The organism is Actinoallomurus acanthiterrae (assembly GCF_054775715.1).
This window is the reverse complement of record NZ_BAAHCO010000001.1, coordinates 5,698,647-5,713,190: the sequence shown is the minus strand read 5'-3', so window position 1 is coordinate 5,713,190 and position 14,544 is coordinate 5,698,647. Positions and strand designations below refer to the sequence as shown.

General features: G+C 73.3%; 12 protein-coding genes and 1 pseudogene. 9 read left to right on the top strand and 4 right to left on the bottom strand.

All coding sequences use genetic code 11. The features are described from left to right. Nucleotides 1-45: 45 nt before the first annotated feature. The gene (locus ACYVF7_RS27060) at nucleotides 46-1,272 is read left to right on the top strand and encodes an isochorismate synthase (protein WP_460346269.1); all 1,227 of its coding nucleotides are present in this window, start codon (nucleotides 46-48) and stop codon (nucleotides 1,270-1,272) included. Between the two features lie 27 nt (nucleotides 1,273-1,299). On the opposite strand, the gene ACYVF7_RS27055 is transcribed toward ACYVF7_RS27060, so the two are convergent. Continuing rightward, a complete protein-coding gene (locus ACYVF7_RS27055) occupies nucleotides 1,300-2,064 on the bottom strand; it encodes a TetR/AcrR family transcriptional regulator (RefSeq protein ID WP_460346267.1) in 765 nt (254 codons plus the stop codon). 103 nt (nucleotides 2,065-2,167) lie between these two features. Here ACYVF7_RS27055 and ACYVF7_RS27050 point away from each other — a divergent pair. The 8 genes and pseudogenes from ACYVF7_RS27050 to ACYVF7_RS27015 all read left to right on the top strand — a co-directional run bounded on the left by ACYVF7_RS27050 (nucleotide 2,168) and on the right by ACYVF7_RS27015 (nucleotide 10,951). Beyond that, nucleotides 2,168-3,138: pseudogene (locus ACYVF7_RS27050) on the top strand (ATP-binding cassette domain-containing protein). After that, the gene (locus ACYVF7_RS27045) at nucleotides 3,135-3,962 is read left to right on the top strand and encodes an ABC transporter permease (RefSeq protein WP_460346265.1); all 828 of its coding nucleotides are present in this window, start codon (nucleotides 3,135-3,137) and stop codon (nucleotides 3,960-3,962) included. Before ACYVF7_RS27050 ends, ACYVF7_RS27045 begins: the two are co-directional and overlap by 4 nt. A gap of 160 nt (nucleotides 3,963-4,122) precedes the next feature. Continuing rightward, nucleotides 4,123-4,905 carry a tyrosine-protein phosphatase gene (locus ACYVF7_RS27040; RefSeq protein WP_460346263.1) on the top strand — a complete coding sequence of 261 codons (783 nt, stop codon included), beginning with the start codon at nucleotides 4,123-4,125 and terminating at the stop codon, nucleotides 4,903-4,905. A gap of 98 nt (nucleotides 4,906-5,003) precedes the next feature. Next, the gene (locus tag ACYVF7_RS27035) at nucleotides 5,004-5,591 is read left to right on the top strand and encodes a Uma2 family endonuclease (RefSeq protein WP_460346261.1); all 588 of its coding nucleotides are present in this window, start codon (nucleotides 5,004-5,006) and stop codon (nucleotides 5,589-5,591) included. A gap of 84 nt (nucleotides 5,592-5,675) precedes the next feature. Then, nucleotides 5,676-6,809, top strand: a complete 1,134-nt coding sequence (locus ACYVF7_RS27030; protein ID WP_460346259.1) for a winged helix DNA-binding domain-containing protein — start codon at nucleotides 5,676-5,678, stop codon at nucleotides 6,807-6,809. A 97-nt stretch (nucleotides 6,810-6,906) separates the two neighbouring features. Then, entirely contained in the window at nucleotides 6,907-7,341 is a 435-nt protein-coding gene (locus ACYVF7_RS27025; protein ID WP_460346257.1) for a MarR family winged helix-turn-helix transcriptional regulator, read from the top strand. Beyond that, entirely contained in the window at nucleotides 7,338-9,170 is a 1,833-nt protein-coding gene (locus ACYVF7_RS27020) for an ABC transporter ATP-binding protein (RefSeq protein ID WP_460346255.1), read from the top strand. Before ACYVF7_RS27025 ends, ACYVF7_RS27020 begins: the two co-directional genes overlap by 4 nt. Then, on the top strand, nucleotides 9,167-10,951 hold the full coding sequence (locus ACYVF7_RS27015; RefSeq protein ID WP_460346253.1) for an ABC transporter ATP-binding protein: 1,785 nt from the start codon (nucleotides 9,167-9,169) through the stop codon (nucleotides 10,949-10,951). The genes ACYVF7_RS27020 and ACYVF7_RS27015 overlap by 4 nt, the downstream gene beginning before the upstream one ends. Before the next feature lie 318 nt (nucleotides 10,952-11,269). On the opposite strand, the gene menD is transcribed toward ACYVF7_RS27015, so the two are convergent. The 3 genes from menD to ACYVF7_RS27000 all read right to left on the bottom strand — a co-directional run bounded on the left by menD (nucleotide 11,270) and on the right by ACYVF7_RS27000 (nucleotide 14,492). Next, on the bottom strand, nucleotides 11,270-12,931 hold the full coding sequence (gene menD / locus ACYVF7_RS27010) for a 2-succinyl-5-enolpyruvyl-6-hydroxy-3-cyclohexene-1-carboxylic-acid synthase (RefSeq protein WP_460346251.1): 1,662 nt from the start codon (nucleotides 12,929-12,931) through the stop codon (nucleotides 11,270-11,272). Then, nucleotides 12,928-13,881, bottom strand: coding sequence for an o-succinylbenzoate synthase (locus tag ACYVF7_RS27005; RefSeq protein ID WP_460346249.1), 954 nt, complete (start codon nucleotides 13,879-13,881; stop codon nucleotides 12,928-12,930). The genes menD and ACYVF7_RS27005 overlap by 4 nt, the downstream gene beginning before the upstream one ends. Nucleotides 13,882-14,084: 203 nt before the next feature. After that, nucleotides 14,085-14,492, bottom strand: coding sequence for an avidin/streptavidin family protein (locus ACYVF7_RS27000; RefSeq protein WP_460346247.1), 408 nt, complete (start codon nucleotides 14,490-14,492; stop codon nucleotides 14,085-14,087). Nucleotides 14,493-14,544: the final 52 nt, after the last annotated feature.

Below are 14,544 nucleotides of genomic sequence, written 5' to 3'. Positions count from 1 at the left end.
CCCCGCTGTTTGAACGGGTTCAACTTTCCCGTACAGTGGGTTCTCGTGAACCTCGCTGTAGGAGTGCCGGAGCGCCTCGCCGTACGCACCGTGCCCGTGCGCGCGCCGGAGGACCTGCTGGCCCGGCTCCCCCACTCCGACGCGCTCGCCTGGATACGCCACGGCGAGGGGCTCGTCGGCTGGGGCGAGGCCGCGCGCGTCGCGGTCCCGCCAGGCGAGGATCGCTTCACGTGGGCGCGGCAGTGGCTCACGGCGCTCTTCGACGCCGCCAAGGTCGACGACCCGCTCCAGGTGCCCGGATCCGGGCCGGTCGCCTTCGGCAGCTTCTCCTTCGACCCCGCCTCCGGGGACTCGGTCCTCATCGTCCCGCGCACGATCCTCGGCCGCCGCGACGGCCAGGCCTGGTACACCACCATCGGCGACCACGCCGAGCCGTTGACGCTGCTCCGGTCCCCGGCGCCGCCGTCCGGCGTTCGCTGGGCCGACGGCGACGTGACCGCGCCGAGGCACATGCGGGCCGTCGCCGCGGCCGTCGAACGCATCCGCGCCGGCCACCTGTCGAAGGTGGTCCTCGCCCGGGACCTGCTCGCCGTGGCCGAGGAGCCGATCGACAGCCGAGTGCTGCTCCGGCGCCTCGCCCACCGCTTCCCCTCCTGCTACACGTTCGCCTGTGGCGGGCTCGTCGGCGCGACGCCCGAGCTGCTCGTCCGGCGGATGGGCGGCGCGGTCGAGTCACTCGTGCTGGCCGGGACGATCGCCCGCGGCGCGGACGAGGACTCCAGCGCCGCCAGCCTGTTCGCCTCGGCGAAGGACCGCGAGGAGCACTCCTACGCCGCCGACATGGTCCGCGCCGCGCTGGCCCCGCTCTGCAGCGACCTGACGGTGCCCGCCGAGCCGCAGATCCTGCGGCTGTCCAACCTCATCCACCTCGCCACCCCCGTACGCGGGCGGCTCGAGGAGGAACGCTCGGTCCTGGACGTCGTCGGCGCGCTGCACCCGACCCCGGCGGTCGGCGGTACGCCCACCGACGCCGCCCTCGATCTCGTCCGCGAGCTGGAGGCCATGGACCGCGGCCGCTACGCCGGGCCCGTCGGCTGGATCGACGCCCGCGGCGACGGCGAGTGGGGCATCGCGCTGCGCTGCGCGCGGATCGACGGCCCGCGCGCCCGCCTGTACGCCGGCGGCGGCATCGTCGCGGGGTCCGACCCCGAGGCAGAGCTGGCCGAGACGCAGACGAAGCTGCGGGCCATGCAGTACGCCATCGAGGGCTGACCAAGACGATCGCCGGGACGCCGCGGCTCAGGAAGAGCGCGACTCCACGAGCACGCCGATCCCGTCGAGCACGCGGCCGAGCCCGAACTCGAAGGCGTGCTCCGGGTCGTAGGCCGCCTGGAGGGCCTCGCCCGCCGCCGCTCCGACCCGGGCCGCGACGGGATACCGGTCGACGTCGAACACCTTCTCCAGCAGCGGGGCGTGCGCCGCCCACCACTCCTCGTCGGTCATTCCCGTACGGCTCTGGGCCTCGGCCGCCTCGGCCTGCAGGCGCGCCGAGCTCACGGCGTACTGCAGGACGAGGGTCAGCACCGAGTCCATCTCCACGTCGGTCAGGCCGACCCCCTCGACGGCGCGGAGCTCCTCGTCGTACTTGGCCAGGGTGTTCGGCCCCAGCCCCGGGCGGACCGTGGCGATCTGCAGCATCCACGGGTGCCGCCGATAGAGCGCCCAGTTGGCCCGTGCCACCCGCTCAAGCCGCGCGCGCCACCCGTCGTCGGCGTCGTCGGGAGCCGGCCGCTCGCCGTAGACGGCGTCGACCATCAGGTCGAGCAGCTCGGCCTTGCCGGGCACGTAGGTGTACAGGGACATCGCGCCCACGCCGAGGCGCTCGGCCACCCGCCGCATCGAGAGCGCCGCCAGGCCCTCCGCGTCGGCGACCTCGATGCCGGCCCGCGTGATCTGCTCGATCGTCAGCTTCGGCTTCGGCCCGCGCCGAGGACGTGCCTGGACCCCCCACAGCAGCTCCATGGTGCGCGTCGGGTCGCCACTGCCGCTGTACTCCGTCGTCACCCCGCCATTGTCCTCGGATCATCACACCGATTTGAACTCCGTATGCCGTACGGTATTCTTGCCGCAGCACACTCCGTACAGCGTACAGAGTTAAGGGGATGGGATGACAACGACCGACGCGGCGGTCGCCGCCGAGGGACTGCGCAAGCGGTACGGCGACACCGCCGCCCTGGACGGGCTCGACCTCACGGTGCCCGCGGGCACCGTGCGCGGGCTCCTGGGGCCGAACGGCGCGGGCAAGACCACGACCGTACGGATCCTGACCACGCTGCTGCGGCCGGGCGGAGGCCGCGCGACCGTCGCCGGATTCGACGTCGTCGACCGGCCCGCCGAGGTCCGCCACCGGATCGGGCTACTCGGCCAGCGGACCGCCGTGGACGAGATCCTCAGCGGCCGGCAGAACCTCGAGATGTTCGGCCGGCTCCACCACCTGGGCGCCCGGACCGCCCGGGCCCGCGCCGCCGAACTCCTGGACCGCTTCGGCCTCGGCGACGTGGGGAGCAAGCCCGTCGGCCGGTATTCCGGCGGCATGCGCCGGCGTCTCGACCTCGCGGCCGCGCTGATCCTCGCACCGGCGGTGCTCTTCCTGGACGAGCCGACGACCGGCCTGGACCCCCGCGCCCGCCTGGACATGTGGGAGGCCGTCCGCGCGCTCGCCCGTGAGGGCACCACCGTGCTGCTCACCACGCACTACCTGGAGGAGGCCGACCACCTCGCCGACACCGTCTCCCTCATCGACCGCGGCCGGGTGGTCGCCGAGGGCACTCCGGACGAGCTGAAGTCCCGGACCGGACACGACCGGATCGACGTCGTCGTCCGCGACCCCGCCACTCTGCCGGCCACCGCCGAGATCCTCGGCCGCGTCAGCGGTGCCACCGCCGACACCGACCCGGACCTGCGGCGCGCCGGCGCCCCGGTGCGCGACCGCACCACCGCCCTCACCGAGGTCGTCCAGGCGCTGGCCGACGCGGGGATCGAGGCCGAGGACATCGGGCTGCGCGGCCCAGCCTCGACGAGGTGTTCCTGCACCTGACCGGGCGACCCGCAGAGCATGCGCGGGAGGTGGCGGCATGACGATCGACGCCCCCGCGATCCCCCGGACGCCGGCGGCCCGCCTGCGCTGGGCGCTCGCCGACGGGTGGACGCTCACCCGCCGCGCCCTGACCCACTGGACCCGGCGGCCCGCCCAGGTCGTCGTCGGCCTGCTGTTCCCGATCATGGTCGTCCTGATGTTCCGCTACCTGTTCGGCGGGCAGATGCGGGTCCCCGGAGGCGGCGGGTACGCGGAGTTCCTGCTGCCGGGCATGTACGCCATGACGATGGCCTTCGGGCTCGAGACCACGTTCGCGGCGATCAGCGGAGACGCGGCCAAGGGCGTCACCGACCGGTTCCGGTCCCTGCCGATGGCCTCCTCCGCCGTGGTCACCGGCCGCGCCGCCGCCGACCTGCTCAACTCCGCGCTCGCGCTCACGCTGATGATCGCGTGCGGGCTGGCGGTCGGCTGGCGCTGGCACGACGGTACGGGGCGGGCGCTGGCGGCGGTCGCGCTGCTGCTGCTCCTGCGGTTCGCGCTGCTGTGGGCGGGGATCTACCTCGGGCTGATCGCCGGGAACCCGGAGCTGCTGGCGGCGGTGCAGATCCTGGTGTGGCCGGTCGGCTTCCTGTCCAACGTGTTCGCCGCCCCGTCGACCATGCCCGGCTGGCTCGGGGCCATCGCCGAGTGGAACCCGCTGTCGGCCACCGTGTCGGCCGCCCGGGTACTGTTCGGGAATCCCGGCTGGGGCGGCGGCTCCTGGGCGGCACGCCACTCCCTGCTCCTCGCGCTCCTGTGGCCGGCGCTGATCACGGCGATCTTCTTCCCCCTGTCCGTACGGAGGTTCCGGCGGCTGAGCCGCTGAGATCCCGCTCCCGGCCGGGCTCCGTCATCCGCAGACGAGCCCGGCCGATGGCCGGCCGACCCGCCCCGGTGGGACGCCGCCCCGCCCCGTCACCGCCGCGACGATCACCGCGCCCCCACAGGACGCGGCGCCGAAACCGGTGCCGGATAGGGTCCAGTCCATGAGCAAATGGATCGATTTGGAGGGCGCGGTCAACGTCCGGGACCTCGGCGGCCTGCCCACCACCGACGGCGGCGAGATCCGCCCAGGCGCACTGCTGCGCTCGGACAACCTGCAGGACCTCACCCCGGACGACGTCCACCGCCTCGTCGGGGACCTCGGCCTGCGCAACGTCATCGACCTGCGTAGCGAGGCCGAGGTGAACCTCGTCGGCCCGGGCCCGCTCACCCGCGAGCCCACCGTCACGATCCACCACCTGTCCCTGTTCACCGAGGGCGGCCGGTACACCGACGTGGAGGCCGACACCGTCGACACCGACAAGGTCCTGCCCTGGCAGAGCCGCAAGGACACCGGCCCCGAGAGCGACCGCTCCGTCCTGCACTACCTCGGCTACATCGCCGACCGCCCCGACTCCGTCGTGAACGCCCTGCGGGTCATCGCCGGCGGCACCTCGATCGTCCACTGCGCGGCCGGCAAGGACCGCACCGGCGTCGTCGTCGCGTTCGCCCTGCACGTGGCGGGCGTGCCGCGCGAGGAGATCGTCGCCGACTACACCGCGACCGGTGAGCGCCTCGAGGCCATCCTCGCCCGGCTGCGCTCCAGCCCCGTCTACGCCCAGGATCTCGACTCCCGGCCCGCCGACACGCACACGCCGCACGCCTACACGATGGAGAAGTTCCTCGCCACCGTGGACGAGCGCTTCGGCGGCCCGCTCGGCTGGCTCGAACACCACGGCTGGACCGACGACGACACCACGGCCCTCCGCACCACCCTCCGAGGCTGATGGATACGTTCCGCGAATATTTGGCTACCTATAGTAAGCGTTCATGTTAGTCTTCTGTCGAAGCCACCAGCACCGAGCATTGGGGAATCATGTCTGTTATGACCTCACTGCCCGAGTGGCTCTACCCCGGGCCGGAGGGCGGCTGGACGTCGGACGATCTGGACGCCCTTCCGCCCGACGCTCCCAAGCATGTCGAGCTGATCGACGGAGCCCTCGTCCTGATGTCGCCGCAGACCAAATTCCACATGCTGGTGATCAACCTGCTCACCGACCCGCGGCTGGGCATCCGGCCGCCGGAAGATCTCACCGTCGTCCGGGAGATGACCGTCAAGCTGGGCCTGCGGCAGCGTCCGGAGCCCGATGTCATGGTGGTCGCGGACCAGCGTCCCGATGACCTGGACCGCACCTACTACCTTCCCGAAGAGGTACGCCTCGTCGTGGAGGTCGTCTCCCCGGACTCCGAGGACCGCGATCGGTTCACTAAGCCGATCAAGTACTCAGAGGCCGGCATCAGGTACCTCTGGCGGATCGAGCGCGATGAGCGCCTCCCCGTCGTTTACACCTACGAACTCGACCCGTCCATCCGGGCGTATGTGCCGACCGGTGTGCATCATGGCCGCGTGCGCACCGACATCGGATTCGACGTGGACATAGATCTTGATCTTGGCAGGCTCGGTCGTCTATGAGCCGGCGATCGTGAGACGGGCATCGCACGTCGTTCCGCCCATTGCGGAAGGGAACTGACCGCTTTTGGCCGTACTGTGCCGGGCATGGAGATCCTTCGCTCGTCCGAACCGGCACAGGCACCCGCGAATGAGGTGCTCAGCAGGCGGGCGCTGAACCGCGCGTTGCTCGCCCGCCAGATGCTGCTCGCCCGGGAGACCGTTCCGGCCGTGCGGGCGGTCGAGCGGCTGGTCGGCATGCAGGCCCAGGCGCCGCTCGCCCCGTACGTCGGGCTGTGGACCCGGGTGGAGGGTTTCCGGACCGAGGACCTCGCCGATCGGATCATCGGCCGCGACCTCGTCCGCATCACGCTGATGCGCGGCACGATCCACCTGGTGAGCGCCGACGACTGCCGGTGGGTGCGGCCGTTGATACAGCCCATGCTCGACCGTGCCCTCAACGCCGGGTACGGCCGGCACCTGACGGGTCTGGACGTCGAGGAGGTCGTGTCGGCGGGCCGGGCGCTCGTGGAGGAGCGGCCCCGCACCTTCGCCGAGCTGGGTGCGGCGCTCGGCGAAAGCCGGCCGGACCGCGACGGCGGCGCGCTCACCGCGGTCGTACGGACGCGGGTCCCGCTCGTGCAACTGCCGCCGCGGGGGATCTGGGGACAGGGCGGCCAGGCCGTGCACACGTCGGCGGAGGCCTGGCTGGGCCGGCCACTGGCGCCCGACCCCGCGCCGGAGGACCTCGTGCTCCGTTACCTCGCGGCGTACGGTCCGGCGACCGTCAAGGACCTGCAGATCTGGTCGGGTCTGACCCGGCAGCGCCAGGTGGTCGATCGGCTGCGCCCCCGCCTGGTGTCCCTCCGGTCCGAGGACGGCACCGAGCTGCTCGACCTGCCCGACGCGCCGCGGCCCGACCCGGAGACCCCGGCCCCGGTGCGGTTCCTTCCCGAGTACGACAACCTGCTGCGGTCGCACGCCGACCGCACCCACGTGCTCCCCGCCGAGCACCGCGGCAGGCTCGCCACCCCGAACGACTCGCCCCGGCCGACCTTCCTCATCGACGGGTTCGTCCACGGCACCTGGCGGATCACCCGCGAGCGCGACCGCGCCGTCCTGAACGTCGAGCCGTACGCGCCGCTGTCCGCCCGAGACCGTACGGCGCTGGCCGAAGAGGGCGCCCGGCTCCTGGCCTTCGCCGCCGACGGAGTTGACCACGACATCAAGATCATGGACTGAGCCGTCACCTGATAGTTCGCATATGCGCACCGGTTTCGCCCGGAGAGCCCGATAATTCGGTGGACTGGTACGTAGCTGCGAACTACATTGCGCTCTCATGGATGACACGGCGGAGGTGGTGTTCCGCGGCGCGACGAGCCTCGCGCAGCGGGCGCGGGCCGAGCGGCCGCGTGACGGGTTGACGCTGTCGATGGTCAGCGTGCTGAGCCACCTCGACGGGTCCGGGCCGCTCACCCCGGGTGCGCTCGCCGAGCGGCAGAAGGTCGAGCCGCAGACGATGACGCGGACCCTCGCGCGGCTGGAGGAGGACGGCCTGATCGACCGGGTCCCCGACCAGGCCGACCGCAGGCGGCTGCGGATCAGGCTCACCGACGCCGGGCGGGAGCGCCTGGCCGACCATCTGCGGCCGAGGGTCGCGTGGCTGGACCAGGCAATGGAACGTCTGACGCCGACCGAGCGGGAGCTGCTGCGGCTCGCCGGAGCGCTGATGGAGAAGCTGGCCTCCTGGGACGACCCGGAGATCGCCCCGTGAGGGCGCTGGACGCGCTGCGGGCCTCGCCGCGCTATCGCGTGCTGAAGGCCCTCGCCGCCGACTCCCCCGGCCTGCTGACCGGCGCGCTCGCCTTCATGATCGCCGAAGGTCTCATCCCGAACCTCGTCCTGATCGCCATGGGCCGTACGGTCGGCGCGATCCCGGGAGCGGTCCGGTCCGGGCTCGGCTCCCACGACGGGCACGTCCTGCTGACGCGGCTCGTCGTCGCCGGTGCGCTGTACACCCTGTCGCTGCTGCGCGGCCCGGCCGAGGACGTCCTGACGGCGATGGTGCGGGCGAAGATGAGCGCGGTGCAGCAGCGACGGCTGATCGAGGCGGTCTGCGCGCCGGCCGGGATCGCGCACCTGGAGGACCCCACCGTGCTCGACCGGCTGGCGTCCGCGCAGGGCGAGCTGTCCGCGTACGAGCCCGCCGGAGCGGCGATGACGCTGATCGGGCAGCTCGGCGACCGGCTGTCGGGGGCGCTCGCCTGCCTCGTCCTGGCCGGGTTCCGGTGGTGGCTGGGGCTGGGCCTGTTCGTGATGTGGCTGCTGGTCCGCAAGCCGCTCCGGGCCTTGGTCCAGACGCGGATCGCGACGTTCCGGAAGGCCACCGAGCCGCTGCGGCGCAGCTGGTACTACCTGCACCTCGCCTTCCGGCCCGCCGCCGCCAAGGAGGTCCGGGTCTTCGGCCTGGGCCGCTGGCTCGTCGCCGGCTACGGCGACCGCAACACCGAGGCGATGCGCCCCGCCGCGGCGGAGATCCGCCGGCTGAACCGGTGGATCGCCCTGTCCAGCGTGGTCGTCCTGGCCGGGTACGGCACGGCCGCGGTGACGCTGGGCACGGCCGCGTACCGGCACACGATCCCCCTCGGCACCCTCGTCACGATGCTGACCATGCTGCCCGCCACCCTGCAGGTCGGTGGGCTGACCGCGGCCGACATCGCCCTGGAGACCATGCTGTCGGCCGTCCCCGACCTCGACGCGCTGACCACCGACCTACGGCCCCCTCCCCCGCCCGTGGGCGGCGGACGGCCCGTCGCCGGAACACCCCGCCGCGAGATCCGCTTCGAGGGCGTCTCGTTCCGCTACCCCGGCGCCGACCACGACGTGCTCCACGACCTGGACCTCGTCCTGGAGGCGGGCCGGTCCACCGCCATCGTCGGCGTCAACGGAGCGGGGAAGAGCACGCTCATCACCCTGCTCGCGGGGCTGCGCACGCCGACCGAGGGCCGCGTCCTCGTCGACGGCGTCCCCCTGGAGGAGTTCCCGGTGCGCGACTGGCAGCGGCACGTCTCGGCGGTGTTCCAGGACTTCACCCGGCTGCCGCTCACCGCCCGCGAGAACGTCACGATGGTCCTGGACGGCGAGCCGGTGGACACCGAGGTCCTGGCGAATGTCGCGCGCCGCGCCGGCGCGGCCGACCTGGTCACGGACCTGCCGGACGGCTGGGACACCATCCTGTCCGCGCAGTACGACGGCGGCCGCGACCTGTCCGGCGGGCAGTGGCAGCGGATCGCGCTGGCCCGCGCCCTGTACGCCGTCGAACGCGGCGCGGGGGTGCTCGTCCTCGACGAGCCGACGGCCCAGCTCGACGTGCGCGCCGAGGCCCGCTTCTACGACCGGTTCCTCACCATCACCGAGGGCGCCACGAGCCTGATCATCTCGCACCGCTTCTCGACCGTCCGCAAGGCGGATCGGATCGCCGTTCTCGACGGGGGCCGCATCACCGAGCTCGGCAGCCACGACGAGCTGCTCCAGGCCGGCGGCGCCTACGCCGAGATGTTCACGGTCCAGGCCGCACGTTTCGCCCGGGAGGCACGCCGGTGAGCGGCATCCGCACCATCGCGATACTGATCGGCACGGCCTGGCGGGCGGCCCCCGCGACGCTGGTGTGGGCGGTCGTCGCCGCGACCGTCTCGGCCGCCGCCTCGGCCACCTTCCCCATCGGGTTCCACTCCATGGTCGACGGGGCCCTCGACCACCGCTCCGGCGAGGTCGTCGCCGGTGTGGTCATCGTGGCCCTGCTGTTCACCGTGTCGACGACCGTCGGGACGCTGTCCGTCACCGGGAACTGGACGCTCACCGACCGCCTGAACCGCTTCGTCTCCGAACGCATCGCGCTGCTGGTGGGCACCGCGCCCCGGCTGGAGCACTTCGAACGCCAGGACCTGCTGTCGGAGATCGACCAGCTCCGCGGCGACCGCCGCACGCTGGCCTCCGCTCCCCGGCAGCTCCTGCGCGCCTGGCAGGTGGTGATCAGAAGCGGCGCGATCATGGTGCTGCTGGCGACCGTGTACCCGCCCGTCATGCTGATGCCGCTGTTCGGGCTGATCCCCGCGCTCGCCGACCGGCGGGCCGCCCGAGTCCAGGCGCGCACCGGCGACGACCTCGCCCCGGTCCAGCGGCTGATCGGCGACCTGTTCACGCTCGCGACCACGGCAGGCACCGCCAAGGAGCTGCGCACGTACGGCGTCACCGGCGCCCTGGCCGCCCGCCACGCCGCGCTCACCGAGGACGCCCGCCGGCGCGACGTCCGGGGAGCGATCCGCAGCGCGGCGTGGGAGGCCCTGGGCTGGGCCGGGTATGCCGTCGCCTTCGTCGCCGTCATCATCGTGCTGGTGCTGCGCGCGGCGCACGGGCACGCCTCTCCCGGTCAGGTCGTCATGGCCATCAGCCTGATGCGACGCGCCCAGCGGCAGGTCGCGGGCGCCTCCGACACCGCCGGGTCGCTGGCGACGGCGCTCCGCACGGCCCGGCGGCTGCGGTGGCTCGAGGACTACGTCGCGGAGGAGACTCGTACTCCCGCCACGGCGCGGGTCCCCGACGGGCTCCGCACGGGCATCCGTCTGGAGGGCGTGGGTTTCCACTACCCCGAAAAGACCGATGACGTCCTGCACGACCTCACCGTCGACCTCCCCGCCGGGGCCACGATCGCGATCGTCGGCGAGAACGGCGCCGGCAAGACGACACTGGCCAAGCTCCTCACCGGGATGTACCGGCCGACCGCCGGGCGGATCCTGGTCGACGGCATCGACGTGGCCGCCCTGTCACCCGTCGAGTGGCGCGCCCGTACGACCGCGGTGTTCCAGGACTTCGTCCGTCCCAGCCTCGTCGCCCGCGAGGCCGTCGGCATCGGCGACCTGCCCCGCGTCGACGACGAGGAGGCGGTGCGCTCCGCGCTGACGGCCGCCGGCGGCGACGGCCTGGCGGCCAGGCTGCCCGACGGGCTCGCCACTCCCCTCGGAAACTGGTTCACCGGCGGCGAGCAGCTGTCCGGCGGCCAGTGGCAGCGGATCGCGCTCGCCCGCGGGCTGATGCGCTCCGAACCGCTGCTGACCGTCCTCGACGAGCCGACCGCGAGTCTGGACCCCGCCGCCGAGGCCGAGCTGTTCGGCCGGTTCGCCGAGCTGTCCCGCTCCGGGCAGCGGACCGGCGGCGTCACCCTGCTGGTCTCCCACCGGTTCTCCACCGTACGGACGGCCGACCTGATCATCGTGCTGGACGGCGGCCGCATCACGGAGGTGGGCGACCACGAGACGCTGCTCGCCCAGGGAGGCGGCTACGCCCAGCTGTTCACCCTGCAGGCCAGGGCGTACGAGACCGGCTGAGCGAACCGCGCCGGCCGGGCGACACCGCAAGGACCGGACCGCACGGGCGAACGCCGTACGGGCGACACCGGACGGGGCGCGCCGCCTGGACGAACGCCGCACGGCCCGGCCCGTACGGGCGAACGCCGTACGGGCGACACCGGACGGGGCGCGCCGCCTGGACGAACGCCGCACGGGCCGCGCCGTACGGGCGAACGCCACACGCACCTCGCCGTCCGGACGACGCCCGATGGGCCGCGCCGCGCGGGCGAACGCCACACGCACCTCGCCGCACGGATGACGTCATGCGGGCCGTGCCGCGCGGGCGGCGCCGGATGGTCAGACGCCCAGGAGCGCTCGGACCGCGTCGTGCGCCGCGTCGCGCATCCGGGCGTGGAACTCGGCGTTGGCCGCGCGGTCGGTCCGCGCCTCCACGATCCGCAGGCCCTCCTTCGCCACGACCTTCGGCAGGTCGCTCAGGGTCTCCAACCGGGCGTACGGGATGCCGTGCGCCGCTGCGATCGAGGCGATGTCGACCTGGTGCGGCGTCGCGAACACCCGCTCGAACGGCTCGGGGAACGTGGCCTGCGGCAGCAGCGAGAAGATCCCGCCCCCGGCGTTGTTGATCACGATGATGGCCAGGTCGGGGCGCTGGTCCTGCGGGCCGATGATCAGGCCGTTCTGGTCGTGGAGGAAGGCCAGGTCGCCGAGCAGGGCGTAGGACCGGTTGCCGTGCGCCAGCGCCGCCCCGATCGCCGTCGAGACCAGCCCGTCGATGCCGCTCGCCCCCCGGTTGGCCAGGATGCGGATGCCCCGGCGCGGGTGCATCGTCTGGTCGAGGTCGCGGATCGGCATGCTCGCCGCCGCCAGCAGTAGCGAACCCCCCGGGATCGCCGCCACGAGGTCGCGGGCGAGTCGCGGCTCGGTCAGGTCGTCGGTGGCCTCCAGGACCCCGTCCACGGCGTTGCGCGCGATGAGGTCGGCCGTCCGCCAGGACTTCAGCCACGAGTCGTCGCCCGAGACGACCGGGATCTCCGCCTCCTGCGCCACCTGCGTCGCCGACCGTACGGGGTCGGGCCAGCGCGCCAGCGACGGCGAGACGACGACGTGCTGCTCGGCGCGGCGCAGGAACGACAGCAGCGGGCGGGACAGCCCCGGCTTGCCGAGCGTCACGACGACGTCCGGGTGGTGCCGGTCGACGAACTCCGGCACGCCCAGCAGGAAGTGGTGCGCCGACAGGGCGTGGTCGCCGTAGCGGGCGTTGCCGTTGGGCTCGGCCAGCACGGGCCAGCCCGCCATCGACGCCGCCGCGACGTAACGCTTGACGTTCACCGCGCCGTCGCCGACCACGAGGACCCCGCGCCGGGTCGGGGGAACGTGCAGCACCGAGCCCGGCGTCGCCGCCCGCACCTTGGTCCAGGCGCCGGTGACGTCGCCGTCGAGCGGCTCGCACCAGTCCTCGTCCCCGTCGGGGATCAGCGGCTCACGGAACGCGACGTTCAGGTGGACCGGGCCCGGGTCGGGCTCCTGCGCCACGTGCCAGGCGCGGCTGGCCAGCGACCGCCAGTACGCCACCATTCCGGGGCGCTCCTCGGGCGTGCCGACCTCGCAGCTCCAGCGCACCGCCGAGCCGTACAGCTTGATCTGGTCGATGGTCTGGTTCGCGCCGGTGTAGCGCAGCTCCGGCGGCCGGTCGGCGGTCAGCACGAGCAGCGGCACGCCGGCCTCGTGCGCCTCCACCACCGCCGGGTGGAAGTTCGCGGCGGCAGTGCCGGACGTGCAGACCAGCACGACCGGGCGGCCACTGCGCTTGGCGATGCCGAGCGCCAGGAACGACGCCGACCGTTCGTCGATGCGGACGTGCAGTCGGATCTTCGACTGCTGGTACAGCGCCAGGGCCAGCGGCGCCGACCGCGAGCCGGGCGCCAGGACCGCGTCGGTCATGCCGCAGCGCATCAGCTCGTCGACCAGCACGGCCGCCAGCGCGGTCGCCGGGTTCATCGCACCGCCTCTGCGTTCGTCGCCGGCGGGGTGCCGCCCAGCTCCTCCTGTGCCTCGGCCGCCCGGCGCCGCCAGGCCGCACCGTCGATCTCGTACCTGCGCAGGGCGTCCTCGTCCACCTCGGGCCGGCGCACGTCGATCGCGCCGTCGGTCACGGTCAGCGGGTCGGCGACGACGTCGCCCTCCAGGAGGGCCAGGGTCCCGAGCCCGCAGGCGTAGGGCAGCTCGGGCAGGGCGGCGGCCAGCGCGGCCCCCGCGGCGAGCCCGACCGAGGTCTCCACCGCGCTGGAGACGACCACCGGGAGACCGCACGCCTCGGCCACGCGCAGCGCGGCGCGCACTCCGCCCAGGGGCTGCACCTTGAGCACGACGACGTCGGCGGCCTCGGCGGCGCGGACCCGCAGCGGATCCTCGGCGCGGCGGATCGACTCGTCGGCCGCGATCGGCGTGTCCGCCCGCCGGCGTACGAGCGCGAGCTCGTCCAGTGTCACGCAGGGCTGCTCGGCGTACTCCAGCTCGCCCAGGAGCCCGAGCATGCGAACGGCGGTGTCGGGATCCCAGGCGCCGTTCGCGTCGACGCGGACCTTCCCTCCGGGGCCGAGCGCGTCCCGGACCGCCTCGACGCGTGCCAGGTCGTCCGCCTCGGACTGCCCGGGCTCGGCGACCTTCACCTTGGCCGTACGGCAGCCGGAGACGCGGGTGATCCGGTGGGCCGTCTCCGGGTCGACGGCGGGGACGGTGACGTTGACCGGGATCCGGGACCGCAGCGGCGCGGGCCATCCGTCATGCGCCGCCTCACGGGCCGCGGCGAGCCAGCGGGCGCACTCCTTCGCCCCGTACTCCGGAAAAGGGGAGAACTCCCCCCATCCGGCCGGGCCGCGGACCAGCATTCCCTCTCGCCGTGTCACCCCGCGAAACCGCGTGCGCATCGGGATCGCGAACGCGCGCAATGGCCTGACCCCCTGTCCGAAGACGCTTCCTCCCGCCTTACCTTAGGGCCGCGTGCGCCCCACGCGTGCACGGGCCGGTCAGTAGTACCAGGTGGAACGATCACGGCGGTTCCCGAACGGCGGCCGGACTCGACGGGCCACGGGTGCGCACGCGAGACGGCCCGGGCACGCCGCTGGTCAGAGGCGTGCCCCGGCGACCTGCGTCAGCTCCGGATCCGCTCGAAGGTGTCGGCGTTCGTCAGCGCGGCGTGGGCCCACGGCAGCTTCATGAGCGTGGGCGGCCGGCCGGGCGCGGGCGGCTTCACGGCCGAGTCGGAGATGACGTGCCAGAGGGTCTCCAGCCGTCCTTCGCGGAGAAGGCCGGTGAACGAGGCGATCGCCTCACCGGCCGGTCCGGAGCGGGCGAACGCGAACTGGACGCACTCCCCCGAGTGGATCCCGGTGACCTCGGCCTCCTCGCCCGCGAACGCGCTGTCGTCCAGCGCCGTGCGGAACGTGCCGCGGATCCGCCCACCGGCGTCCTCGGTGACGGTCAACACCGAGCCGTACTGATTGCGCCATTCGCCGGCCCACGAGCCGCGGTCCTTCGCGTTCTCATTCGGATGCGTCATGCCGCCACGATGCCCGCGGCACGCCGAACGGCACGAGTGGCAAAAACGACGC